22 protein-coding genes are annotated in these 23,212 nt (G+C 39.5%); 4 read left to right on the forward strand and 18 right to left on the reverse strand.

From position 1 onward, the window contains the following. Nucleotides 1-4: 4 nt before the first annotated feature. On the forward strand, nt 5-1,429 hold the full coding sequence (locus Q4534_RS14645) for a DUF1593 domain-containing protein (protein WP_303613894.1): 1,425 nt from the start codon (nt 5-7) through the stop codon (nt 1,427-1,429). A gap of 189 nt (nt 1,430-1,618) precedes the next feature. Beyond that, nucleotides 1,619-2,464 carry a mechanosensitive ion channel family protein gene (locus Q4534_RS14650; protein ID WP_303613895.1) on the forward strand — a complete coding sequence of 282 codons (846 nt, stop codon included), beginning with the start codon at nt 1,619-1,621 and terminating at the stop codon, nt 2,462-2,464. 252 nt (nt 2,465-2,716) lie between these two features. Here the strand turns inward: Q4534_RS14650 and Q4534_RS14655 are convergent, their stop codons facing one another. Continuing rightward, entirely contained in the window at nt 2,717-2,944 is a 228-nt protein-coding gene (locus Q4534_RS14655) for a hypothetical protein (RefSeq protein ID WP_303613896.1), read from the reverse strand. A gap of 11 nt (nt 2,945-2,955) precedes the next feature. After that, the gene (locus tag Q4534_RS14660; RefSeq protein WP_303613897.1) at nt 2,956-4,263 is read right to left on the reverse strand and encodes a S8 family serine peptidase; all 1,308 of its coding nucleotides are present in this window, start codon (nt 4,261-4,263) and stop codon (nt 2,956-2,958) included. 476 nt (nt 4,264-4,739) lie between these two features. On the opposite strand from Q4534_RS14660, the gene Q4534_RS14665 reads away from it, so the two are divergent. Next, nucleotides 4,740-5,876 (forward strand): DEAD/DEAH box helicase, encoded by a 1,137-nt coding sequence (locus tag Q4534_RS14665; protein ID WP_303613898.1) that lies wholly within the window; start codon nt 4,740-4,742, stop codon nt 5,874-5,876. Between the two features lie 105 nt (nt 5,877-5,981). On the opposite strand, the gene Q4534_RS14670 is transcribed toward Q4534_RS14665, so the two are convergent. Continuing rightward, nucleotides 5,982-6,842: an alpha/beta hydrolase gene (locus tag Q4534_RS14670; RefSeq protein ID WP_303613899.1), complete on the reverse strand. Its 861-nt coding sequence runs from the start codon at nt 6,840-6,842 to the stop codon at nt 5,982-5,984. A 443-nt stretch (nt 6,843-7,285) separates the two neighbouring features. Between Q4534_RS14670 and Q4534_RS14675 the strand changes: the two genes are divergently transcribed. Beyond that, complete coding sequence (locus Q4534_RS14675) at nt 7,286-9,436, forward strand: prolyl oligopeptidase family protein (RefSeq protein WP_303613900.1); 2,151 nt, start codon at nt 7,286-7,288, stop codon at nt 9,434-9,436. A gap of 35 nt (nt 9,437-9,471) precedes the next feature. Here Q4534_RS14675 and Q4534_RS14680 read toward each other — a convergent pair whose 3' ends face one another. The 15 genes from Q4534_RS14680 to Q4534_RS14750 all read right to left on the reverse strand — a co-directional run bounded on the left by Q4534_RS14680 (nt 9,472) and on the right by Q4534_RS14750 (nt 23,056). Continuing rightward, complete coding sequence (locus Q4534_RS14680) at nt 9,472-9,927, reverse strand: phage tail protein (protein ID WP_303613901.1); 456 nt, start codon at nt 9,925-9,927, stop codon at nt 9,472-9,474. 38 nt (nt 9,928-9,965) lie between these two features. Next, nucleotides 9,966-10,421: a hypothetical protein gene (locus tag Q4534_RS14685; RefSeq protein WP_303613902.1), complete on the reverse strand. Its 456-nt coding sequence runs from the start codon at nt 10,419-10,421 to the stop codon at nt 9,966-9,968. A gap of 323 nt (nt 10,422-10,744) precedes the next feature. Next, nucleotides 10,745-11,596, reverse strand: a complete 852-nt coding sequence (locus Q4534_RS14690) for a cryptochrome/photolyase family protein (RefSeq protein ID WP_303613903.1) — start codon at nt 11,594-11,596, stop codon at nt 10,745-10,747. Continuing rightward, entirely contained in the window at nt 11,583-11,726 is a 144-nt protein-coding gene (locus Q4534_RS14695; protein WP_303613904.1) for a DUF2256 domain-containing protein, read from the reverse strand. The genes Q4534_RS14690 and Q4534_RS14695 overlap by 14 nt, the downstream gene beginning before the upstream one ends. Then, the gene (locus Q4534_RS14700; protein ID WP_303613905.1) at nt 11,723-12,703 is read right to left on the reverse strand and encodes an FAD-binding domain-containing protein; all 981 of its coding nucleotides are present in this window, start codon (nt 12,701-12,703) and stop codon (nt 11,723-11,725) included. Before Q4534_RS14700 ends, Q4534_RS14695 begins: the two co-directional genes overlap by 4 nt. A 101-nt stretch (nt 12,704-12,804) precedes the next feature. Continuing rightward, on the reverse strand, nt 12,805-13,074 hold the full coding sequence (locus Q4534_RS14705) for a TIGR03643 family protein (protein WP_303613928.1): 270 nt from the start codon (nt 13,072-13,074) through the stop codon (nt 12,805-12,807). A gap of 253 nt (nt 13,075-13,327) precedes the next feature. Continuing rightward, a complete protein-coding gene (locus Q4534_RS14710; RefSeq protein WP_303613906.1) occupies nt 13,328-14,917 on the reverse strand; it encodes a carbohydrate-binding domain-containing protein in 1,590 nt (529 codons plus the stop codon). A 181-nt stretch (nt 14,918-15,098) separates the two neighbouring features. Continuing rightward, entirely contained in the window at nt 15,099-15,581 is a 483-nt protein-coding gene (locus Q4534_RS14715) for a hypothetical protein (protein WP_303613907.1), read from the reverse strand. 29 nt (nt 15,582-15,610) lie between these two features. Next, a complete protein-coding gene (locus Q4534_RS14720) occupies nt 15,611-15,751 on the reverse strand; it encodes a hypothetical protein (protein ID WP_303613908.1) in 141 nt (46 codons plus the stop codon). A gap of 2 nt (nt 15,752-15,753) precedes the next feature. After that, nucleotides 15,754-16,746, reverse strand: coding sequence for a nucleoside hydrolase (locus tag Q4534_RS14725; protein WP_303613909.1), 993 nt, complete (start codon nt 16,744-16,746; stop codon nt 15,754-15,756). Nucleotides 16,747-17,421: 675 nt separating this feature from the next. Next, nucleotides 17,422-18,096 (reverse strand): hypothetical protein, encoded by a 675-nt coding sequence (locus Q4534_RS14730; protein WP_303613910.1) that lies wholly within the window; start codon nt 18,094-18,096, stop codon nt 17,422-17,424. Nucleotides 18,097-18,528: 432 nt separating this feature from the next. Next, on the reverse strand, nt 18,529-18,831 hold the full coding sequence (locus tag Q4534_RS14735; RefSeq protein ID WP_303613911.1) for a HigA family addiction module antitoxin: 303 nt from the start codon (nt 18,829-18,831) through the stop codon (nt 18,529-18,531). Nucleotides 18,832-18,845: 14 nt separating this feature from the next. Continuing rightward, complete coding sequence (locus Q4534_RS14740; protein ID WP_303613912.1) at nt 18,846-19,121, reverse strand: type II toxin-antitoxin system RelE/ParE family toxin; 276 nt, start codon at nt 19,119-19,121, stop codon at nt 18,846-18,848. Between the two features lie 205 nt (nt 19,122-19,326). Continuing rightward, on the reverse strand, nt 19,327-20,130 hold the full coding sequence (locus Q4534_RS14745; protein WP_303613913.1) for a hypothetical protein: 804 nt from the start codon (nt 20,128-20,130) through the stop codon (nt 19,327-19,329). Nucleotides 20,131-20,503: 373 nt separating this feature from the next. Continuing rightward, on the reverse strand, nt 20,504-23,056 hold the full coding sequence (locus Q4534_RS14750) for a phosphoenolpyruvate carboxylase (RefSeq protein WP_303613914.1): 2,553 nt from the start codon (nt 23,054-23,056) through the stop codon (nt 20,504-20,506). Between the last annotated feature and the right edge of the window lie 156 nt (nt 23,057-23,212).

Genomic DNA, 23,212 nt, shown 5'->3' on the forward strand with positions numbered 1-23,212 from the left:
TCTCATGAAAAATTATTCATTCAAATTTTTCCTCCTTGGCCTAATCCTGTTAGGAAGCATTGATCTAAATGCACAAAATACAATGGAGAAAGAGCGAATCATCGTGCTCACAGACATAGAAAACGAACCCGATGATGCCATGTCACTCATTCGGTTCCTTACCTATTCCAATCAATGGGATGTGGAAGGCCTTATTGCCACTACTTCCCGGCACCAGCGAGATCAAATTGCTGCTTGGAGAATTCGTGAAATTCTAACTGCCTATGATAAGGTCAGGGACAATTTAGAAAAACATGAAAAAGGCTACCCAACCGCGGACTATCTTTTGTCTATACTCAAGGAAGGTATTCCAAAATTTGGCATGGAGGCAGTTGGGGAAGGCATGGATTCTGAAGGTTCAGAATTAATAATCCAATCCGTAGATGCAGAGGATTCCAGACCCGTTTGGGTATTGGTTTGGGGAGGCCCAAATTGTCTTGCCCAAGCCCTCTGGAAAATTAACCAAACCCGTTCTCCTTCGGAAGTGGATAAATTTGTAGCGAAACTAAGGGTATATACCATTTCTGACCAAGATGACAGTGGTCCTTGGATAAGGAAAACATTTTCCAATTTATTTTATATTGCCAGCCCGGGAATTCATTCACTTGGAGCCTATCACCATGCGACCTGGACAGGCATCAGCGGGGACAAGTTTCACGGACGTTTTTCAGGAGGAAACTTTGAAATCGTGGACAATCCATGGCTTGATGAACACATTCGAAGCAAGGGACCATTGGGTGCGGAATACCCACATATGGATTATCTGATGGAAGGGGATTCCCCAAGTTTTATGCATTTGATACAAACAGGCATGGAAAATCCTGAACGACCTGATTTTGGCAATTGGGGAGGACGGTATGAATACTATCAACCGCGAACAGAAAAATGGTTTGCTGAACCCGAAACTCGTGCCCTATGGACAAATGCGCAGGATGAGGTGTTAGGAATGGACGGGAGTTACCATACTAGCAATAAGGCGACCATTTATCGCTGGAGAGAAGCTTTTCAAAATGATTTTGAGGCCAGAATGGACTGGACCATTAAGCCTTATGATGAGGCCAACCACCCACCCCTTGTCCGGCTTAAATCCGCCGAATATATCAATGCAAAGGTTGGAGATACTATTGATCTTAGTGCGGAAGGAAGCAAAGATCCGGACGGAGATGACTTGACCTACAATTGGTATCATTACAGAGAACCCGGGAGTTTTACCCAATCCGGTAGTAGGGCCCCAAAACCTATTGAAATAATAAATGCAAACAATGTAAAAGCTCAACTAACAATTCCAAAAGCTGAAAGGCTAGGGACTATACATGTCATTCTAGAAGTTACCGACAATGGTTCCCCTGCACTTACACGGTATAAACGTACCATTATAAGGGTAAATTAAGGCAATATGGTATTATACTCTTAACATCATATAGCTTGAAAAAAGACCCATAGAAGTTTGTATAAATGCCTCAATTCAACACGATTGAGGCATTTCTTTCTGTAGCATAAATTTTTGCACAAAAAAGCTGATGAGTTATCAATTGGCATCATTTTTAAGTAATTTACTTTCAAACAAAATAATTAGATTTTGAAGGAAGCTTTAGAGAAATTAAGAGGAATACTCATGGGTGATCTGGAAAGTGTGGAACAAATGGCTGTTTCACTCTTTGTTGGCCTCCTAATCCTTATCTTTTTTATCTACCTGTCCCGATGGATAAAAAGGATAGTCAGTAATCGACTAAGTAAGAAAACTGACGATCACTTGCTTACCAATTTTATCAGTGCTTCCATCAAAAGTCTGGTTATGGTTTTTGGCTTGGCCTTATTGCTTCGTTTCCTAGGGCTAACGGGTGTGGTCAATAGCCTGCTTGCCGGGGCCGGAATTACTGCTTTCATAATAGGCTTTGCGCTCAAGGATATTGGAGAGAATTTTCTCGCCGGTATACTCTTGGCCTTTAAACGGCCATTTAAAATCGGTGACATGGTGGAAATCAACGGTATCAGTGGAAAGGTGCGGGCCTTAAACCTACGGGATACTCAAGTCAAGACCATAGATGGCAAGGATGTTTTTATTCCCAATGCCACCATTATAAAAAACCCAATGATCAATTTCACCATTGATGGTTACCTGAGCTATAGTTTTATCGTCGGTTTGGATTATGGATCTGACTATGAAGCAGCGCTAAAGCTCATTTCTGAGCTTATTCAGTTGGTTCCGGGAGTCTTAGACGGTGATAAAAAACCTACAGTATATGTCAAGGAGCTGGCTTCCTCTACCTTAAATGTCAAAATAACCTATTGGGTGAATACCTACAACCGCGATCAGATCGATGCAAAAATTCATTCTCGGGCTATTGTTAAAGTTCTTACTGGATTGGAAGAGAAAGGCTTTACCTTGCCAGGAGATATTGTAGAAGTTAAAAACCGCCAATAACACCCCTCAATATCATTCAAGCCGTATAAGATCCCAATACCCTTTTTCCGAGAGGTAGAATATAAAATTGCTTCGAGATAAGGCTTTTAATCGCAAGAAAACCATGCCCTTTGGAGATTCCTGCAAAGCTCGTTACATTAAACTGGAAACAACAACGAACTGGTTGATTTAGAACTGATTTCACACCTAACAAATGGTCTACTGCATATTTCGAATAGAAAATTGCTTATATACCAATTACTGATTACCGCATTACTCATCTCCCAAAGCTCCCATCTCCCTTTCTTCTTCGATATGCTTGATTCCGGAGATTTTTAAATCCTCCAGACGTGCTTCTTTTCCGGAACTACAGCCGGTGATAATTCCTGAAAACTTTAAAACCTGCTTGATGGTACAGCCCTGCAGCCTCAATTGGCCGGCAATCTGCTCTATATCCCCAGCAGCATTGTCTTCAACAGATGCAATAAAATTCTTTTTCATGATTTTGTCATTTATTGAGGTGCCTGAACCAAACCTGCTCCAGCATCCCTTCCCGGCAAACCTACATTTCTGGCACTTTCGGTGAGTTTTTCCCATATCTCCATCGCACTTGCAGAAGGATATGCCTCCCAAAGCATTGCCGCCACACCTGCGACATAAGGTGTAGCCATACTTGTGCCACTTATGACTGCATATTCTTGAGGTTTTTTCCAAGTGCTGTAGATCTCTACCCCCGGACCGGCAATATCTACGCTTCCCCCATCAGGATTAAGCCCTCCACATGAGAAATTTGCTACTGCTGATTTTTTATCCAAGGCTCCTACTGCCATTATATTGGGGCAATTCCCGGGGTGGTTCACCGGCATAATTGTACCCTGGCTCCTTTGACTGTCATTCCCTGCTGCTGCAATGATGAGTGTCCCCATGTCCATGGATCTTTTGGCCAAGTCATTGTAAATATTGGAATACCTGGTGTTTTCCCCTACCGATGCTCCCAAAGACATAGAGATCACCTTACATCCATTGTTTACGGCCCACTCCATACCGGCCAATATTCCACTATCACTTCCCACTCCCTTATTGGACAAAACTTTGCCTGCATAAAGGGAAGCATCACTTGCGGCACCATAGCGAATACCGGTGCTACTATTTACGCCTCCTGCGGCTATCCCTGCACAATGGGTCCCATGTCCATTTAAATCATCCACTGCTTCTCCCGCTATAAACGATTTGGACACAATCGTTCGGTTTTGAAAATCCGGATGCGCCAGATTCATCCCGGTATCTAAAATGGCCAAATGAACACCTTTGCCTGTCTTCTGACTTTGCATACCATTCAAAGCATGTATCGCCCAATAAGCCTTGCTATTATTTTCAAAACTCGGGGGCTCAACCACCGGTGGATCTTTAGGAGTATCTTCAGGTTTTTTGATCCCGAAAATCTGACATATAAAATTCCACAGTAGCATGCCGAAATTACTTTGACCGGGACTGTCCAAGGTGTAAACATAACGCTCAGGCTCCATATATTGGAAGGATTGCCTTGCTGCCATCAGGCCGTTCACCTGTTCATCATGATCTGCATTGATCACAGCAACATTAAACTTTTCGAAAACGATGCCGTCTCCTTCTTCAAAAGCTTTGGCATAATCGCCTTCCTTGTTTTTATACTCACCGGAAGGTGCCAACCTCAGTGCAGCACCACTCGCTTCTTCATCTATATTTTTAAAACTCGCTTCAGGATGAAGCAATACTAATTTTTTGCCGGTAAACTCAGACTTTTTGCCTGATGCGGCTTGGTTGTTATAATAGGGATCCATAATTGGTATTGGTTAAAGGGCTAGGTACTTCAATTAAAAAACTATAATCCTTGTTAAGGTAATAATTTATTAGGGGAATTTCAATAGGAAAAATCACCTAACTCATTGAATTACTGACAAATTAAACTTCACCACCCAATAAACACAGGCCCCAATCAAGATTAATTTTCAAAGAAACACTTCTACCTAAACCTCCAAAATGAAGTAAACCCCATAAGACAACTATTAAATAAAAACCTTTCTAATAGAAGTGAGTAATTGATTATTATTTATTCAGGTAGCCTAAAGATTATATTTTTAAGGTTCAATTGCTTAATTTTAAATTTGCATGCCAGTTGGAATACAATGCAAACCCATACTTCACATTATTAGAAAAAATAAAAGTAGCCTGTACTCATTTTTGGTCGGCTTAACATTATTTTTAATACGATTAATCGTCAGTTGAAGCCCTAAACCTTTTACTATAAATTTGAACCATGTCTTTTCAAAAACTCAAGCTCCACCCTTCTATACTTGGCAATATTTCTTCCTTAGGCTATACCACTCCTACGCCCATACAAGCGCAAGCCATCCCCGTTATTATCAAGGGTAAGGACCTACTCGGGATTGCCAAAACTGGTTCGGGGAAAACAGTAAGCTACGTAGCCCCAATATTGGATCAATTGTTCCGTGGGAGTGCGGGTAGGAAGAACAGACAGCCTAAAGTTTTGGTCTTGGTCCCTTCCAGGGAATTGGCCATTCAAGTGGTGGAGGTATTTAAAGAATTATCCCTTAAATCCCCTCTCCCCATCAAATCCATGGCAGTATATGGAGGTGTTTCGATCAACCCACAGATGAAAGGTCTTTTTGGAATAGACATATTGGTAGCAACTCCCGGGCGTCTGCTTGACTTACAAAGTTCCGCTGCCATAGATCTTTCCAAAGTTTCCACATTGGTATTGGATGAAGCCGATAAGATGCTGAACCTGGGTTTTCATAAAGAAATGGAAGAAATTTTTGATCTACTGCCAAAGAAAAGGCAAAACTTGTTGTTTTCAGCTACGCTAAGCCAGCAATTGTCAGGAATCAACCGCGTACTGCTGATGGATCCGGAAGTCATTAAGATTGAGGATAAGGAGGAAGACGTGGAGTCGATCAATTTATCCGGTTACTTTGTAAGTGATGAAAAAAAAGGGCCACTGCTCAGACACCTGATCAAAGAAAATGACATGAAACAGGTTTTGATCTTCACCTCCTCTGGAATCAAGGCGGACAAGGTGGCCGGTAAGTTGCAAAAAAATGGCATCCCAGCCCTATCCATACACGGAAAAAAGAGCCAATTTGCTAGGCTCAAGGCATTGGAACAATTTAAATCAGGACAAGCTCCCGTTTTGGTTGCCACAGATCTGATTGCAAGGGGCATTGATTTTTTGAAGCTTCCTTATGTAATTAATTATGAATTGCCTCGATCACCCAAGGATTTTGTACACCGAGTAGGCCGAACTGGGAGAGCCAAAGAAGAAGGTTTGGCCATCACTTTTGTTACTAGAGAGGAAACCCACCACTTCAAGGTGATTTTGAAAAAAATGAAACGCTACATAGATATGGTAGATAGCGAAACCATGGATTTCTAAATCCAGTTTCTTTATTTCGAATTGACCCTTTCCAATCAATCCCTAAATACATAGCAAACAATCTTCTATATATTTGAGGATTCGTACCTTAAGGTAAAGAGCCCATCAAATTAAACCGTATAGGAATGTGGCAATTTTAATCTCAAAGTCATCCATATGAACAACAGGAGTATGACCCGCGGCTGTATAAGTAATCAATTCGTTTTTGACTTTATGTGCTGTTAACTTCTTCACCAATTCAACTGAATTGCTGTAAGGAACCGATTTATCAGCCGTCCCATGGACAATAATGGTTGGAGGAGCCTTTTTATATCTATTCAGCATGCCCCATTTCTCACCGGTACTTCCCCATAAATTAACAAACCCAATAATCCCTGCTTTGTCTTTTTTCTTAGTTTTGTTACTGAAGAAAAAATTAGAGCCAAGAATGCCCCCGGCAGATCCGCCCCCAACGATGATTTTTGATTTGTCAATATTTAAATCCTTCCTGTGTTTTCTTACCCATTTTAGTGCTTTGGTAGCATCTTCCACTGCATCAGAAAGGGTGCCGCCAATATCTTCTATTGGTTGGTCTCTCACACGGTAATCAATGGATATACACACATAACCTTTCTTAGCAAACCTTTTTGCCATTTCAACGATATAAGTCTGCGTTTTATCGTTTCCATACCTGAAGCCACCTCCATGCATCCACACAATCACCGGGCGGTTTTTAACATTATCATTTTCAGGTGTATAAATATCAAGAGCCAGCGATTCTTTGATTCCTTTTGCATTAACAGCCTCGCCAAAAACCACATCTTTTTGAATGGAAACCTCCTCAAACACCGTATTCAGGTAACGCTCCTTATTTTCTTTGACAGGTTCCAACAATGGATTCCTTGAAAAAGCAATTGATACGGTACAAAAACAAAGTGCTATGACAATAAATAATAGTCCACCAATTTTAGAAAGTGACATGTTCATTTAATTCTTCTTTTTTAATTTCTAGGTAAACTTGTCAAATGGGCAGCATTTAATTCCGGTGCTCCATTTTTTTTTAGCTCCAAAAACCCTTCAATCTAGTAAGGTTTTTACGGTTATAAAAGAAATCCTGTTGTTTTACTAAATTGATCCTTTAGCAAAGGAATAGCTATCAAATCAGGAAGCATTAATTAGATTATTTTCCAGCATTCCCCCCCTACAATTATAAGGGAAGGTCTGGAATTTTATAGTGTTTTACCTGGGAAGGACAAAAATAAGGGCGGAAAAACATTTCAATCCCCTTGTATCCTAATTCAGGCTTTTCGGAAAGAACTCTTTATATTTAACCCTAAATTCAGAAATTAATTGACAAAATTAAATACTAATGTGTATTTGGATCTAGAAATTGAATTAGAGTTTTTATCAATTTTATAAAAAGTAAAAAGATGCAAAACCTTTCCACTTTTTCACTTTATCTAAAAAAGTATAGCATCGCCTGCTTAACAATTCTGGCTTTGGCCTGCTCAAAAGAAAACCAGTTTAAAACCATACCTGTGGACTATCCAAATACAGAAAAAACCGACCATACTGACCGCTATTGGGGAGAAGAAGTAGCTGATCCTTACCGTTGGCTGGAGGATGATTATGCTGAAGACACCAAAGAATGGGTGCAGGCCCAAAATAAAGTCACTTTTGGTTATTTGGCTGAAATTCCTTTCCGAGATGCCATTCGAGATCGACTCGAAAAAGTGTGGAACTATGAAAAAGTAAGTGCCCCTTTTTTCTACGGAGAATGGACCTATTATTTTAAAAATGATGGCCTTCAAAATCAATCGATCCTCTACAGGTCCAAAAAAGAAGGGCAGGAAGAGGTTTTTTTAGACCCCAATAAGCTGTCTGAAGATGGCAGTACCTCTCTGTCTAGTATTGCCTTTACCAAAGATGGAAGCCTTTTCGCCTATGCAGTTTCAGTGGCAGGATCAGATTGGCGAGACATCTATGTGATGGATACAAAAAACAAAACTTTGCTAGACGACCGGATTAATGACGCCAAATTTACAGGCATTTCCTGGCAAGGGGAAAAGGGTTTTTACTACAGTACCTACGCCCAACCGGATGGTTCCAAACTCTCTGCCCTAACCAATGACCACCGGCTTTATTTTCATCAGTTGGGTACTTCACAGGCTGAAGATATTCTGGTATTTGGAAATGAGAGGACACCAAAAAGGTATGTTTCCGGTCGCGTAACAGAAGACGGTCAAGTTCTTGTCATCAGTGCTGCCAACAGCACTACCGGAAATGAGCTATATGTCAAAGACTTGAGCAAAACAGGAAGTACCATCCGGCCAATCGTTTCTAATATGGACAATAACCATGATGTACTCGATCATCAAAAGGCCTGGCTTTTGGTTCAAACCAATAAGGATGCCCCCAATAACCAACTGGTGAAAATAGACTTGAATAATCCAAAACCCGAAAATTGGCAGGTTTTAATTCCTGAAAAAGAAGAAGTCATGCAGGTTTCCAAAGGGGGAGGAAAGCTCTTTGCTACCTACCTTAAAGATGCCATCAGCGAAGTCCGGCAATATGACTACCAAGGCAAAGAAGAAATGTCAATCGACCTTCCTGGAGCGGGAACTGTCAGTGGCTTTTCATCCAAAAAGAACCAAAACACCATCTATTATAGCTTCACATCCTACGTTCAGCCCGGAAGCATTTACAGTTATTCTATTAAGGAAGGAAAGCATAAACTTTACCGCCAACCGCAACTGGATTTTGATCCGGAAGCCTATGAAAGCCGGCAGGTTTTTTACACCTCAAAGGATGGAACAAATGTTCCTATGATCATTACCCATAAAAAAGACTTAACCTTGAATGGTAAAAACCCGACCATTTTGTACGGTTATGGAGGCTTTAATATCAGCCTTACTCCTGCTTTTAGCATTGCCAACACCGTGTGGTTAGAAAATGGAGGGATTTACGCTGTTCCTAACATTCGAGGGGGTGGAGAGTATGGTGAGAATTGGCACAAGGCCGGAACAAAACTTCAAAAGCAAAACGTGTTCGACGATTTTATCGCTGCAGGAGAGTTTCTGATCCAGGAAGGATATACTTCAAGTGATTATCTGGCCATCAAAGGAGGGAGCAATGGTGGATTACTGGTGGGTGCTACCATGATCCAAAGACCCGAACTTGCCAAAGTGGCCTTACCGGCAGTAGGCGTGATGGACATGCTGCGGTACCACCAATTTACTGCGGGAGCAGGCTGGGCTTATGATTATGGAACAGCCGATGAAAGTGAGGAAATGTTTCGGTACCTTAAAAACTACTCCCCTGTTCACGCTTTGAAGCAAGGAACTGCTTACCCTGCAACCTTGGTTACGACAGCTGATCATGACGACCGGGTAGTACCGGCCCATTCTTTTAAGTTTGCTGCCGGTCTTCAGGAAGCACATAAAGGGGATAGTCCGGTATTGATTCGCATCGAAACCAATGCAGGGCATGGTGCCGGAAAGCCTACCGGGAAGATCATTGATGAACAGGCAGATATTTTTGCCTTTACACTTTACAACATGGGAGTCGATTTTAAAGACTGAAGCGAATACTCATTTAGTTTATAAGAAGAAAAGGATTATACTTGATTTATGGTTAACCCCTCATAAGCCAATTCAATACTTTCAATGGTTATTTCACTTCCATTTGATTCTAGGTCTGTCCCGGAAACTTTACTAGGCCAGGCATTGGATAGGGTCCATTTCATTGTAGGGTTTCCGGATTCATCTAGCAATTCAATGACAACTTTTTCTCGACTTATGGTAGTCATATTAATAGAATTAAACCAATCGTAAAATTCATTTTTATCCGGAAAGATGCCTTTTTTTAGCGTTATATTCTCTGGTTTCGAAATGCCCGGTAAATCAAAGGAAGAAATAGACTTGATACCTCCATTATTGAATTCCAAAGGTTTTGCTTCGTTATCCAAACCTGACACTTCCTGACACAGTACGGGGCGATCCAATGATTCAAGTTTTACAGAGAAGTAAAACTTAGGCAGCGGCCAAACTGAAATTTGATCTTCTCCTGCCATAATTTTTTAATTTTATAAGTGGATATCCAAGGTATACATTACTTAATGCAATTGGTTTCCAAGACTCGTTTCAGTTTTTCCGGCTCAGTGCTTCCCACCATTACAGTTTTCTTTTTCCCTTTACTTTTATAGCTTATTCGCAATGCATCCCAGCCATGTATGCTGTAAAGCATACCATTTGGAGTTATTCTAATCCCAATTCCATAATACCATGGCACTCGAATAATCTCTGTTTCTTCCAATTGATCGATATCAAATTTGAAATTTATCAACCCGATTCCATATGCCAATCTGAGTGTTGAACCTCTAACCTCCACCGTAAGTTTGTAAAGCATAAATCCCAAAACCACAAGAAATGAGCTAAGTACCAAAAAAGGCGTAAATGTAAGTGGATTATTCCCCCATTGCAGGGCGCAGGCCAAGCAGAGAAAAACCACCAAAAGTATAAACAATAAAATTATTACCCATCCAAACTGTGATTGCTTGTATTTCATATACGGGGAATTAAAATTTTCAGGTAATTACAAGTTACTGAATTATCCCTTATTTCAGATGATAAAATTCAGATACTATATTACCTTTTATCCATTTCTTTCATCTTTTTTTAGCTTATGAGGGTTGCAATTACAAGTTGGCTTCAGAACTACTTATACCAATAATACCTGCATGGTATTTTACTGGCTAAATATCGCTTCAGAAGAGAGGAAATATTAGGTATACCTAAACATAATGGTACATTAGCGGTCATTGCTCGAAATCATTTCTGAGTTAATTTGTGGATTGATTAAAGTTATTTGGTAGTTCAATAGCTTCTTTTTTATAAGGAAAGGGCACGTTTCACAACCTCTGACGGTAAAATCAAGCCGCTGTTCATTAAAGGCGAAAGTAGGCTATGGTTGATAAAAGAAGGTTCTTTTAGTATGGCATCCTCGTATTTGCCAAAATCATGAAAACGATAAGCTAAAAACTGCTCAAGCCAATCTTTGGCTTCTTTATGCGTGATAGGATAAATCCTGTCTTTAGAAACATCTCCCGGGTTTTTACTGAAATGCTTCCTTGTATAGGTGCAAGCCTCTTCCCAGGTCTTTGAATATTTAGGGGAATTTATGGCCGGAGGTGTTTTTCCTTTAGGAAACTTCTTCCTGTTTTCTGCATCAAACGACCATTTCCCTCCCACCGGATTTTGCTCTTCATCAACAAGAATCCCAAGCCTTTTGCGCTGCTGCTTATAAAATGTGGCCTGCAAAAAAGATTTTTTGTCTCCTCTAAAGAAATGCTCCAAATCTTCCTCAGTATTTAAAAATTGTGGACTGGGAAAAACCTTGACTTCACAGTATTTGGAGAAACTTTGAATGCGCTGCATCAGCCAATCATCAACAGGGTCTATCAGCCAAATGGACTCAATTCCTTTTCTATTAATCTCTTGGCCGAAATTTCTTATGTCTGATAAGGAGTTGTTGGTGTCTATATAATGAACTTTAAGACTCAATCCCTGCAGGTATGCCTCGTAAGCTTTCATGGAGGCCCGGTAAAAGGTAATTTTCTGCTTGTGAAACTTGAATTGACGAAAAAAAAGGAACTCTTCAATCAGATAGGTCTCCCGTCCAGATTTTATAAGTTCGCTTGCTTCATAAAGTTGGTGGGGGAAAATAATATTAATGCCTTTCATTGTCTTTATTTCTTTTGCATTTTTCACTGCAGTACTTCACTTGCTCCCAATCCCTTTTCCATTTTTTGCGCCAGGTAAATGGGCGTTTACAAGTCAAACAAACTTTTTCGGGAAGGTCTTTTTTCTTCATTTTAGGAGTTCTTTCTTACACTTTTTCCAAAAGGAGAAAAAGGAAGGATAATAACCTGTGACTGTACTGAGCCATTCCCGGGGTTCTTGGTGACCTTGAAAATGTAAATTGAGCGGATGTTCCTTATAAATTATGTTTTCAGGGGATATTTGGGCAAGAAGCTCATCAAACTCCCCTACATACAATTGTATACCCGGAATATTTTCAGCCAAATCAATCACAAAATCGATGCATTTTTGATGCACCGGGAATTTTTTAAATAGGGAAGGCTCCAAAATCAATATCCGCTGAAAATTGTCTCTCTTGTACCATTCAGGATCCAGGTTATAGTAATTGTAGATCAAGGTGGCTTTATTTTGAAAGGCCAAGCGCTTTGAAGTCTTTGGCAGCTTATATACCACTTCAAAGGCTACATTTTCCCTTAGCACTTCAGGGATTTCCATTCGTTCAAATTGCCCGTATGGAATGTCCAAGAAAGTATTTCGCTGGGCACTGTAAAAGAAGCGATTGATATTCTCTTGGTTGGCATAATACTTCTTATTGGCAAAGGCTCCTGCCACCCATTGCCAACTTAGCTGGTTACTTGCAATATCTCCATCCAAAAGATGCGCATACATCCATCTAGCAGGGGCCAACCAATGAGAATGCGCCATATTACAGCAAATGGAGGCCACATACATGCGCATATGGTTGTGCATATAGCCAGTTTCGTACAACGCTCTAATGGCCTTATCCACCACATCGATGCCGGTGGAAGCCTCCACAATTGCCTTTGGCACCTGAAAATTTGAAACAGGCTTCTGAATATGCTTAAGTTCGGCATGAATTGCATCCCCTTTGGCCAACCATACCTGCTGCCAATAATCCCTCCAAGCAAGCTCCTGAATAAGTTTCTCCGCATCTTCCATTGCCAGGTCCTGAATATGTTCATAAACCTGCCTGGTACTGATTACACCTCTGGAAATATATGGACTCAAGTGAGTTACAGCACCATCTTCATAATTGCGAGACTGGGCATAGCGTACAGGGTCTATTGCTGTAATTCGCTTTTTTATGGCTTCTATTTGGGTTGGAAAGACTATCTTTTTGAAATTTTATTGTTAGCAATGGTTTTTTGTCTTGAGGATTTAAAACGATTTATGGCTCCATTCCTTTTGTGGAGGTGTTTTTTACTGGTCCCACTGTTTACCCGCTTTCTCCAAAGCCTGAATGAGCTCGGTTTTAACACCCTGCGCATGCAGACGATTACTTCGGATTCCGAAAGTCCAAATTGAGCATGTATGGCCTCAAAAGGTGTTTTATCTTCCCATGCCATCTCAATGATTCTATCCCTGTCAGTTGCTGTCATTTCATTGACTATAACTGATTCACCCAATCTTTGTTTATCAGGTATTGAAAAATTCACATGCTTGAGTATTCATTAACACTTCTATCAACCGGAAAAAATCAGAAATCAATTCACAAAATTGATAATACTTTATCAAAAAAATAGGGAGCACATTTACCTACCTGTGCTCCCATGTCATTTAGAAGTTATAAATTTCAATTCAGTATTTATAGCTCTCCAAGAGACTTGGTGTAATTTATTTTGACGGAATGGACTACCTAGGCCCACCCCCTCCGCCACCGCCTCCTTCTCCAGGCTCTCCGGTGGGACCCAATTCTCCACCAATCTGCGTAACGGAGGTGTTGACGGTAAAAGAATCACCGGAATCCATACCGCCACTATAGGTACCTGAGGTATACAAACCATTAACTTCTGTACCTCCTATAACACTTCCTCCGGTATAGATGGAATAAGTTGTTCCTGATGCTAATTTTGCATTGGAATAAATGATGGTATTTACCCGATAAGGGACTTCATAGGTAAGGGCTTCCGTTCCATCTTCGGATTGGATATTCAATAAGGTATTGGCACTGATGCCATCAAAAATCACTGAGTTCTGGGTACTTTCACTTACTGTTGGGAACGAAGTGTTCAAGCCTAAACCTAAAATGGTTCCTCCGGTAATTTTGAATAAATCATCATCAGTATCAAAACTTCCATCAGGCTCATCTGTTCTTATGGCTATGGCAATGGTAGTCCCCCCGGTAATGGTAATCCCTTCATTGCTATCTATGGCATCATTTAAGGTGCTATAAATATAAGTAGTCCCACCATTAATGTATAAGGTACCTATGGCATTAAGCCCATCGTCATAGGCATTGACATTGATCGTGCCTCCATTGATGGTCAACATCCCTTTGGCCTCAATCCCTTCCCCTTCGCTGGTATTGATTACAAATTCACCTCCATTTATGGTTACATTTGGGGTAATGGAATCATCCGGCTCATCTTCGTCATCTATATCATAAGAGGCTGCAATCCCGTCATCTACAGCATTGATTGCAAAGGTACCATCGTTGACAATAATATAACCTTCACCACAATCCATACCGTCACTTCCTGCAGTTAAATTAAGCGTGCCCCCATCAACAATTATATAATCGTTGGCATGCATCGCATCCGATGATGCTTCAGAAACAGTGATGGTTCCACTAATCACCCGAATATAATCATCACTTGCAATGCCATGCTTGTATTTCCCGGCCACATTTAGCTCTCCGGTACCACTAAAAACCAATTGCCCTTCACTAAAAAACGCTGCTTTTGCATCTTCATCATCCGGAATATTAGGATAACTTGACGCATCAGCTAAGGTATTTACCCCTTCTAAAAGAACAAAAACAGTTTTTGATGATTGAACATTAATTGCCGGACCGTCATTATTGGCAATACTTAAATTACTAAGCGATAATTTAAACTTTTTATCGCTATAAATTTTCAACATGCCATCTGTGGTTGCTCCTGAAACTTCATAAGCCACTTTTGAAATGGAAGAATTAATGGTAACATCGGCACCGTCTTGTGTAATTAATACATCCTCCGGAACCGGATTGGTAATGGTTGCTGAAGCTTCTGAAAATACTATTTGCACTGTGTTTTCAAAAGTGGCATTTGCTACCAAATCATCTTCATCCGCTCCTGTATTTCCTACATCTCCTTCAGCTGTTCCCACCGTATTCGTATCGGTTATGGTTATATCACTGGAGGTGGCAATGATTTCCATATCTTCTTCATCACTACAGGCAGTAAAAACAGCCAAGCCTAAGGCCAAAACCCCTATTTTCTTTAATACTTCGTATTTCATAATCCTATAATTTTAAAAATATTCTCCCTGTTTTCTTATTAGACGGAGGTATTTAAAAAATCCCTCGAAAGGATTAAAATTAAACCCGAAATATGCAATAAGGAATCTCTAATTACTGATTTGGGCCTTGAGCCTACCGAAGGGTTCCAGCAGTCATTATACTTAGTTAGGATAAAAATTGTTAGTGTTTATTTGTTTCAATGCTTCTGGCATCTGATATTAAATGCGCAACTATCTGCCATTCGTCGTTTTTATAAAACAATCTGTGGTGGGTTGTACTACGAGGACCTAAATCACTATTATCGCTTAATTTTTGACCTTTTCTGGAAATTGTTGAAATAGCTAAAACAGTATCATTATAAATGTATTTTAACTTCAAAGAATTCTGTTCTGAATTACCGGCCATAACGAAGTTCATTTTGAAAACTCTTGCTAAATAGTCTTTAATTGCAGTTTTTCCAATCATAGCGAATCCAAACGCATTTGTGAAATCTGCATCATCTGAATACCATTTTGTAGCTAAATTGGCATCTTTTGTTTTCCATGCTTTGTTCCAATCTTCAACTTTAGAAACGATTTGGATGCTATCATTTTTGGAAATGTTTTGTGCGTATATCTGTGTGGATCCACTTAAAATAGCTATCAGAAATAATACTTTTTTCATAATGTTAGTTTTAATAGCCAGTATTGTTTTCAAGTGGTCACTGAACCTGTCGTAGATACATTGAATCGGTCAAAAAGACTGTTAATGGGGACTTTAGCCCATACCCCTGGGCTTTTCGAAGGGCCGTCCGAATGCTCAGGTCTTTTCAATGTCTCCCTTTCTGCGATCATTTTTATTCAGCTTTTGAACCGTAGTTTTCTTTCATTCCTTGGTAGAGCATACTAAAGGTTTTATCTCTGTCAATGTCATAGCACCTTAAAATATTTCCGTTTGTTTTAAAAAAATTGTAATCCATGTATTGTGTTACTGTCGGACACTCGATAACCTGCCATTTTGCTATTTCGGGATCAACCAATGCCGCAATGTCACCTAAATCAAAATATCCCTTATCAACCCTCATATAATAATCAGATTTAAACCGATAATCGTATAAATACTCTCCCAAGTCCCCATAAGGCTTAATATTTAATTCGGTTTCTTCTAATGTGCCGGCATTCAAATGAGTGCCTGTATCAAAAATAATCAGGGGAAATGGAGCATGAAACATCATCCGTGAAGCATGTATATCACCTTTAATGTTATAATTGTGGGCCCTGTATGGCCAGGTATTTTCTGTTCGTGCATGCCAAAACATAATCACACGATCTTTAATTCTTGGTTCAGCTAAATAGGCAGAAGCCAGATCAGTTGGTGAACCCAAACCGATTATCCATAAAGGATCTTCAGGACTGCATTCCATTGCTTTCTCTATAATAAAATCAATGCCCTCTGCCTTACTTGGTGTAAACTCATACTGCATCGGGTGTCCTCCCGGATAAACAGGATACTTGCCCTCGAGGCCGGCCTTTTGCAATATAGTTTCAATGGTTTTCACTGATGTTTCGATGCTCTTGGGACCTATACCGTTTTGCGTATGGTCATAATTACTGCCAACAAAACCTAAAATATTAAATCTGTCAGGATGCATCAAGGCCAAGGAAATGGCCCATACATCATCAATCTCATTGCTGGCATCACTTACTATTATCACTTTTAATTGCTCCCCTTTTTCAGGAATGGTCGGCACTGTTTCTTTGGTACCGAAAAACAATTTGCTTTGTGCATTTAATGTTTGTGAATAGGCAAGCACAGTAATCAAGCTTAGAAATATTAGTTTTTTTACCATTTTAACTCATATTTTTTTATTAAAAATTTATCGTTACACAGGTTTAATACCTGGTTTCACTAATTCCCTTTGATTCATTTTTTCTATTGGTGTTTATGGTAATTCTTTTGTTGGCATTCCTAAGATAGGAAATTATGTAGTCATATGTTTTATATATTCGAAAGGAACCAATTGGCAATGGCTATACAAAGCTTCTCTAATCAATTTTTCAAGTTTTATAAAGTGGATAGGTTATACTAAGTATTTTAGGCCATTTACGATCCCAACCCAATCCCGCACAAAAATAAGATCCTACCTAATCTTTCATGTTTACCCTTTAGAATTAATCGGTCTCCCAAGCATGTTTTTAATTAGCTCAACCTAACTTCATTTAATATTACTACCCCCTAGTCTATTAATTCAATAGACATAACCTATATGCAAACACCGATAAATATAAAAGTAAGATTTGCATCAGTAATTCGGTTTGAATGTTGCCATAAGCAGCTATAAAAATTGCTAAAGCAACAAGCTATGAACCCCTATTCCCCTACTCCAAGCACTAAAATAATAAATTGGGGAAAGTCATTTCCTTGCCCGCCGCATAGCCCTAATCGAACCGGCCCCTGAGCGTATCGAAGGGGGCGATGGGCCAACCGTCAGAATGCTTGATTGGTATGTAGCGTTTATATTTTTTTAATTCCTTTTTGTTAATTGCCTGATTGCTACCAAGTGCCCAAACAATACTATCGGAACGATTACTGTTGGTAATAAGTTGAAAGGAAAATATAATACTGCAATGTTAGGCTGTTCAAATGCCAATTTCTGAAAGGGTGAGGGAAAGGCAAATACTGCGGTTATCACAACGTTCAGCAAAAGTAAGAGGCAAATGATGTTCCACCACAATAAAAGTGTTTTCTTCTTTTCGGTTTTCCAAAAGGCTAAATAGGCAACCAATGGTGCCGTTATGCCTGAAAGCAAATCGAAGTTGGTACCTTCAAATGTCATATAAACAGATACTACACCTTGATAAAAAAGCAAGGCAAGTACTATCTCAACCGGTATGCGAATACTATGAAAATAAGTCAGTGTTTTCAAATCAATCTGGTCTATAAACACTCTTCCTTTTTCTGTCAAAAAGGTTAATCCGATAAAGATTAGCGCCGGGAAAATACCGAAAAGCATCATCTTTGGCGGCATTGCTTCAGTGTTTTGATACATTCCACTCAGACCAATAATAATTTGCAATATCGTCCAGAAGATAGCTATAAATAGAAATGTTTTGGATTTGGATGCAAAGTAGAACCAAACAATTGTCCCGATTTCTGTCAGTCCGAACAGAAGGCTAATCAATATTGGTAAATTTTCCATTATTACTTTCAAGTTGACTTAAATGCACCAGTAGGGTAGCGCCTGAAAGGCTACATTTATAGCTATAAAGATAAGGAGAAGAAGCAAAAGATCAGCGCCTCTTTATCAAAGCGTATCCTGTTAAATACAAGATAAGCCACATCATATAAGAACACCTATCGAAGCTACAAGGGTTCACACTTAGGCATTGCCGCAGGATATTTGAAACAAGGGAACTTCAGCCAATTTCTTATGAAATTTACGGTACGCTTTTCTTCAGGGTGAAGAGTCAATTTCCCTGATACGGTTTACACCTACTGGATAAATGCCACTTCGTAGCGCACCAAGGTTTTACAATTTGACAAGCTAGGGGTTTTGAAACCCGCTTTTATCTCACGTGATAAAAGCCGAATTGGAAACGTGAAGTTAATGTAACCATCTCAACACCAATTGCTATATTGTGTGCTGTGGTGCGTTTATCTTTATTTTTGTCAATATGTCCTGCTTATCTTTAGACGCTTCTTCGATATCATAGTCATCTTGAATTCCAAGCCAAAATTTTGCAGTCGTACCGAAATAGGAAGAAAATCTCAATGCAGTATCAGCGGTTATTCTCCGCTTTCCTTTAATAATCTGAGAAATGCGGGTCTGTGGTATCTCGGTATCCTTTGATAATCTATAAGCAGTAATCTCAAGAGGGCGTAAAAACTCCTCAAGTAAAATCTCTCCCGGGTGAATGTTTGCTAATCTATCCATTTTAATCCGCCTTTTTAATGATAATCCATAATCTCAACATCGTGAGCACTATTGTCAATCCACCGAAATACAATTCTCCATTGGTCATTTATCCTGATACTGCAAAAATCAGAACCTTTTAATTTCTCTAATCTGTTGGATGGAGGTATTCTCAAATCAGTATAGTTTTGAGAGTTGTTTATCATCCTTAATTTTCTCCGTCCAATCTGTTGTATCTCAATCGGCATCTTTTTGACACGTTCTCCAATCCAAATCCTTTCTGTATCCTTTGAGCCAAACGAAACAATCATGCTATCACCTTACGTTACTAACGCCAAAGATAATTATTTTGTTTCGATTTGTCAGTTCATTATCGGAATGTTCGTCCAAATACACCTCAACGCCAAGCTAAAATCCGTAGGCTTTACCTTTGATAATTTCAATAAAAGTACCTATTGTACCTGTTTCAAATGCCCTTTGCAAGTAGGTCATATGCCTATGTATTTTTAGCGTCTGTTAGCTGTATTTACGTTCGGGAAAATACTTGTCAACTACCTCCTTAATTTCATTTATTAAGTTAGTCAATCCAGTTTTTCTCGTGGTTAATGCTCTGAAAAAAATGTAGTTTTGCAACATAAGTAAGAAACTCACAAAATCTTCCTTAATCATATAGTCATAGGCTATTTCATGAAGTTCAGCTGAGTCAAAATTTAGATTGAGAAGATTTTCTGTTTTATCGGATTTTCCAATTCGATTGAAAATTGGGTCATCAAATTCAAAACCAGAGTTCCTGATCTCTAAAATTTCTTTTAAGGCCTCTACATTTGGTAGTCCAAATGCCCAGTTACTACAAAAGCATCTGATTGCATATTTTAGTCTTTTTTTAACTTCACTCTTATCAGTTAATTTAAGGAGCCAATACCAGTTGTCAGAATATTCGGGGAATAATTCAGTAGACCGTTTTAGTAGTCGCGTTGCTTCCACCGTATCCTTTTTTGAGAATACCTTTGCTCTTTGGAAACAACTCAAGAAATAATTTTCATCCCTGAGGCCGGGATAAACTAATACTTCACCAGTTTCTAAATCAAGATTATTTAAAAATGCAGTTAAGTCGTAATGGATTGGTTCAAGTATGGACTCCTCATGGTTCAGATGAAAAACATGAGGAGTCTCATCCTCTTGTCCAATTGGCCAATACAAACAAAAATAATCTCCCGCACCATCATTTCCTTCTTCGAAAAGGACGGTTCCAGATGGAGGAAAATAGGAGTTCTCTATTCTTTTAGGTGTTATTTCGGTATATTTTTCAGGTAGTCTCATTACAGCTAACGCACGGCTAAAGCACTCAGTGCACTTTATTGGCCTTCCAACTACCACTAAAACTAAGGAATAAATACTAATTAAAAAATTTATCCCACTGTTTAGGCTTACAATACCTTCTTTAGTTTAAAAACTTATGACCCAACAAGATTATATTAAACGTTAATTAAAACGGATAATATTCCACTTTCTTAGGATGATGCTAGCTAGGGGCTTGCATGGATTTATTCGATATACAATTTCTATTTTTATTTACTTGTAGGTTAAGCAATAACTACTTTCTGAATTAAAAAGGATGCATCAAGTATAGGTATAAAAAAAAGGCCACTGAAACAGTGGCCTTTTATATTTATCAGAAAATTTCTAATGTATGTTATGCGGCATTTCTGGCGGCATTGATGATACCAAACATGGTCCTGAGGATCAGTTTTTGTAAAGCGGTATCTTCTTTTCCTTTATCCAAAATGGTCTGAATGGCATACTGCTGAATGGTGATCAACGGTAAAACAATTCTTTCCCTGATGGCTATGGACTGGTTACTAAGCGGACTGTCCTCGAGTAAATTTGTCATTCCTGCCACTGCGAGCACCTTTTCGTAAGATCTTTGGTACTCACTGTACATCAGGTCCCAGAAACCTCCAAATTGAGGATCGTCCTTAAGATAAGCGGTAGCCGGATAAAAAGATTTTGCCAGGGACTGCATGGAGTTGCCCAATAAAGATCGGAAAAACAAAGAGTCTTTGTACAGTTGCTGCACCTCTCCCAGTCTACCTTGCTTCTCAAGCTCCTCTATGGCTTTACCTACACCAAAGAAACCTGGTATATTTTGCTTCATTTGCGCCCAGGCACCTACAAATGGTATGGCCCTAAGGTCTTCAAACTTCATGCTTCCTCCCTTGCTCCTTTTCACCGGTCTGGAACCAATATTGGTCATGCCGAAGAATTTCAAAGGCGTTACTTTTTCCAGATAGGGAACAAATTGCTTGTGATTTTTAAGTTCCTTATACGCATTATAACTGATATCCGCCATCTCATCGATAAGCGATTTTTGTTTCTCAGTCAGGCTATTTTCACTGGAAGGATACAAGTGACTTTCCATGCCGGCACTAAGCAGTTGCTCCAGATTGTAAGAACAGCTTACCGGTTTACCATAGTTGGCACTAATGGTTTGTCCCTGAATGGTGATCTGAATCTCACGGTTTTCCACATTAGGACCGAGAGAAGCATAGAAGTTATGGGTATTTCCACCACCTCGAGCAGGAGGTCCACCCCTACCGTCAAAGAAGATGACATCAATCCCCTCTTCTCTGGCAACTTTGGTTAGTTCTTCTTTGGCACGCAAAATGGACCAGTTGGCACGGATATAACCGCCGTCTTTGGTACCATCAGAAAAGCCCAACATGATGGACTGCTTGTTGCCACGCTTGCGCAGGTGATCCCTGTACACTTTATTGTTATAAAGCTTGGTCATCACCCCATGGGCTGCTGCCAAATCATCGATGGTTTCGAACAATGGTACAATATCAAGCGAAAGGTCACCACCATCTGCCAACAACAATTTATTCATTTGATAAACCTCCAGCACATGCAGTACTGATTGGTTGTTGGAAATGATGTATCTGTGACAGCCCATTGGACCGTTATTCTTCTGAATATAATTGATAGACTTGACACTTTCCAACATTTCTCTGTGGAATGGATCCTCAAGAGAACTGATCTCAGGCAGTTTGTCTATCGAAAGGATTTTCTCAATTTTTGCTTCTTCATCACCTTTGTGGTAAGTTTCCAAAGCAGCTTTACCTTCACTTTTCTCTAATATTTCATCCCAAAGGGCATCGTGTTTCCTACTATCTTGCCTTACGTCCATGCTGGCAAAATGGAATCCAAAAACCCTTACTTTAAGGATAAACTCATCCAATAATTCTAGAGATAGGCCTCCATGTTCTTCAATAATTCCCTTTCTGGCTTCATATAAAACAGCAAGCAGGTCATCCTTAGAATTAAAAACGTCTCCATCTCCACCAAAAAGGGTATTGTAGATCCCTTTTTCTGCTTTGATCAGGTGACTCTCCACATTGTGGAAAGTGAGACGTCTTCGGACTTTGCGAATGTCTCTATAGTAGCATTTCAGAATACTGTTCTGAAGCTTATCAGCTACTTTTTTGGTGATTTCATGTGTAACAAAAGGATTTCCGTCCCTATCGCCTCCCGGCCAAAAGCCTACTTTCAGCAAATTGGGGTTTTCCCAATCGTGAAGGGGAACATTTAGCTGATTGAGGACACGGATCATTATATCCGAAATACTTGGATAGAACACATATTCCAAAAACCAAGTAAGGCTGACTGCTTCTTCGTAGGGAGAAGGTTTCTCTTTATTAATAAAGGCTGTTTTGCCTAATTGACGAAGCAGAAGGTCTACATCTCCCAGGTCATTTTTCCTTATGGCTTGTTCCAAGTCAGTGATAATGGCCAGAACATTGCCGGGGTAAAACTGTGTAGGGTGTGCAGTTAAAGTTAATCGAACGGAAAAGTTTTTAAGCTTTTGTATAAGTTCGTCTTTTTTATGGTCGTTTTCTGCTCTCGCAATCAAGGCGGTCATGGTACCTTTGCCTTTGATATCGTTGAATTTTTCAAAGGAAGCATCTTCTATCGAATCAAATAATACCACTTGGCGTTCGATATATTGTACCATTTTAAAAAGAAGGTCGTGCCTTTCTTCTTCAGATTTATCAGCCATCAATTCTTCAAAGAATTGGCGGATAATTTCCTTTGGCGTTTTATTTTTTTTAAACCCGTTTTGACATGCTTCAGACAAAATAGGTAACAAAGTACCTGTTCTGTAAATCTGGTCAAAAGGCAGGTCTAAAAACAGACTGTTATAAATCGTAAAACGCTTTGCGACTTCAGTCTCGTAGATGTTTGCCATGGTTGAAAAGGTTAGATTTAATCTTTGCAATATCTCAAAAATGCACATTTTTTTGCTTCAATGCATCAATTTTTTGTTATAATTTCTTATCGATATTACTCCTATATTATATTTTGCTTACTATCAGTACATTATTAATTCCATCAACTAACCGTT

It is taken from the genome of Cyclobacterium sp. 1_MG-2023, from assembly GCF_030546805.1.
GTDB lineage: Bacteria > Bacteroidota > Bacteroidia > Cytophagales > Cyclobacteriaceae > Cyclobacterium.

Coding starts and splice junctions, on each gene's coding strand:
- Q4534_RS14740 (WP_303613912.1), bottom strand. CDS start 19,121: ATGATTGTTTCGTTTGGCTCAAAGGATACAGAAAGGATTTGGATTGGA.
- Q4534_RS14645 (WP_303613894.1), top strand. CDS start 5: ATGAAAAATTATTCATTCAAATTTTTCCTCCTTGGCCTAATCCTGTTA.
- Q4534_RS14715 (WP_303613907.1), bottom strand. CDS start 15,581: ATGAAAAAAGTATTATTTCTGATAGCTATTTTAAGTGGATCCACACAG.
- Q4534_RS14745 (WP_303613913.1), bottom strand. CDS start 20,130: ATGAGACTACCTGAAAAATATACCGAAATAACACCTAAAAGAATAGAG.
- Q4534_RS14725 (WP_303613909.1), bottom strand. CDS start 16,746: ATGGTAAAAAAACTAATATTTCTAAGCTTGATTACTGTGCTTGCCTAT.
- Q4534_RS14735 (WP_303613911.1), bottom strand. CDS start 18,831: ATGGATAGATTAGCAAACATTCACCCGGGAGAGATTTTACTTGAGGAG.
- Q4534_RS14690 (WP_303613903.1), bottom strand. CDS start 11,596: ATGAAAGGCATTAATATTATTTTCCCCCACCAACTTTATGAAGCAAGC.
- Q4534_RS14695 (WP_303613904.1), bottom strand. CDS start 11,726: ATGAAGAAAAAAGACCTTCCCGAAAAAGTTTGTTTGACTTGTAAACGC.
- Q4534_RS14670 (WP_303613899.1), bottom strand. CDS start 6,842: ATGAACATGTCACTTTCTAAAATTGGTGGACTATTATTTATTGTCATA.
- Q4534_RS14685 (WP_303613902.1), bottom strand. CDS start 10,421: ATGAAATACAAGCAATCACAGTTTGGATGGGTAATAATTTTATTGTTT.
- Q4534_RS14675 (WP_303613900.1), top strand. CDS start 7,286: ATGCAAAACCTTTCCACTTTTTCACTTTATCTAAAAAAGTATAGCATC.
- Q4534_RS14710 (WP_303613906.1), bottom strand. CDS start 14,917: ATGAAATACGAAGTATTAAAGAAAATAGGGGTTTTGGCCTTAGGCTTG.
- Q4534_RS14720 (WP_303613908.1), bottom strand. CDS start 15,751: ATGATCGCAGAAAGGGAGACATTGAAAAGACCTGAGCATTCGGACGGC.
- Q4534_RS14660 (WP_303613897.1), bottom strand. CDS start 4,263: ATGGATCCCTATTATAACAACCAAGCCGCATCAGGCAAAAAGTCTGAG.
- Q4534_RS14680 (WP_303613901.1), bottom strand. CDS start 9,927: ATGGCAGGAGAAGATCAAATTTCAGTTTGGCCGCTGCCTAAGTTTTAC.
- Q4534_RS14750 (WP_303613914.1), bottom strand. CDS start 23,056: ATGGCAAACATCTACGAGACTGAAGTCGCAAAGCGTTTTACGATTTAT.
- Q4534_RS14655 (WP_303613896.1), bottom strand. CDS start 2,944: ATGAAAAAGAATTTTATTGCATCTGTTGAAGACAATGCTGCTGGGGAT.
- Q4534_RS14665 (WP_303613898.1), top strand. CDS start 4,740: ATGTCTTTTCAAAAACTCAAGCTCCACCCTTCTATACTTGGCAATATT.
- Q4534_RS14705 (WP_303613928.1), bottom strand. CDS start 13,074: ATGACAGCAACTGACAGGGATAGAATCATTGAGATGGCATGGGAAGAT.
- Q4534_RS14730 (WP_303613910.1), bottom strand. CDS start 18,096: ATGGAAAATTTACCAATATTGATTAGCCTTCTGTTCGGACTGACAGAA.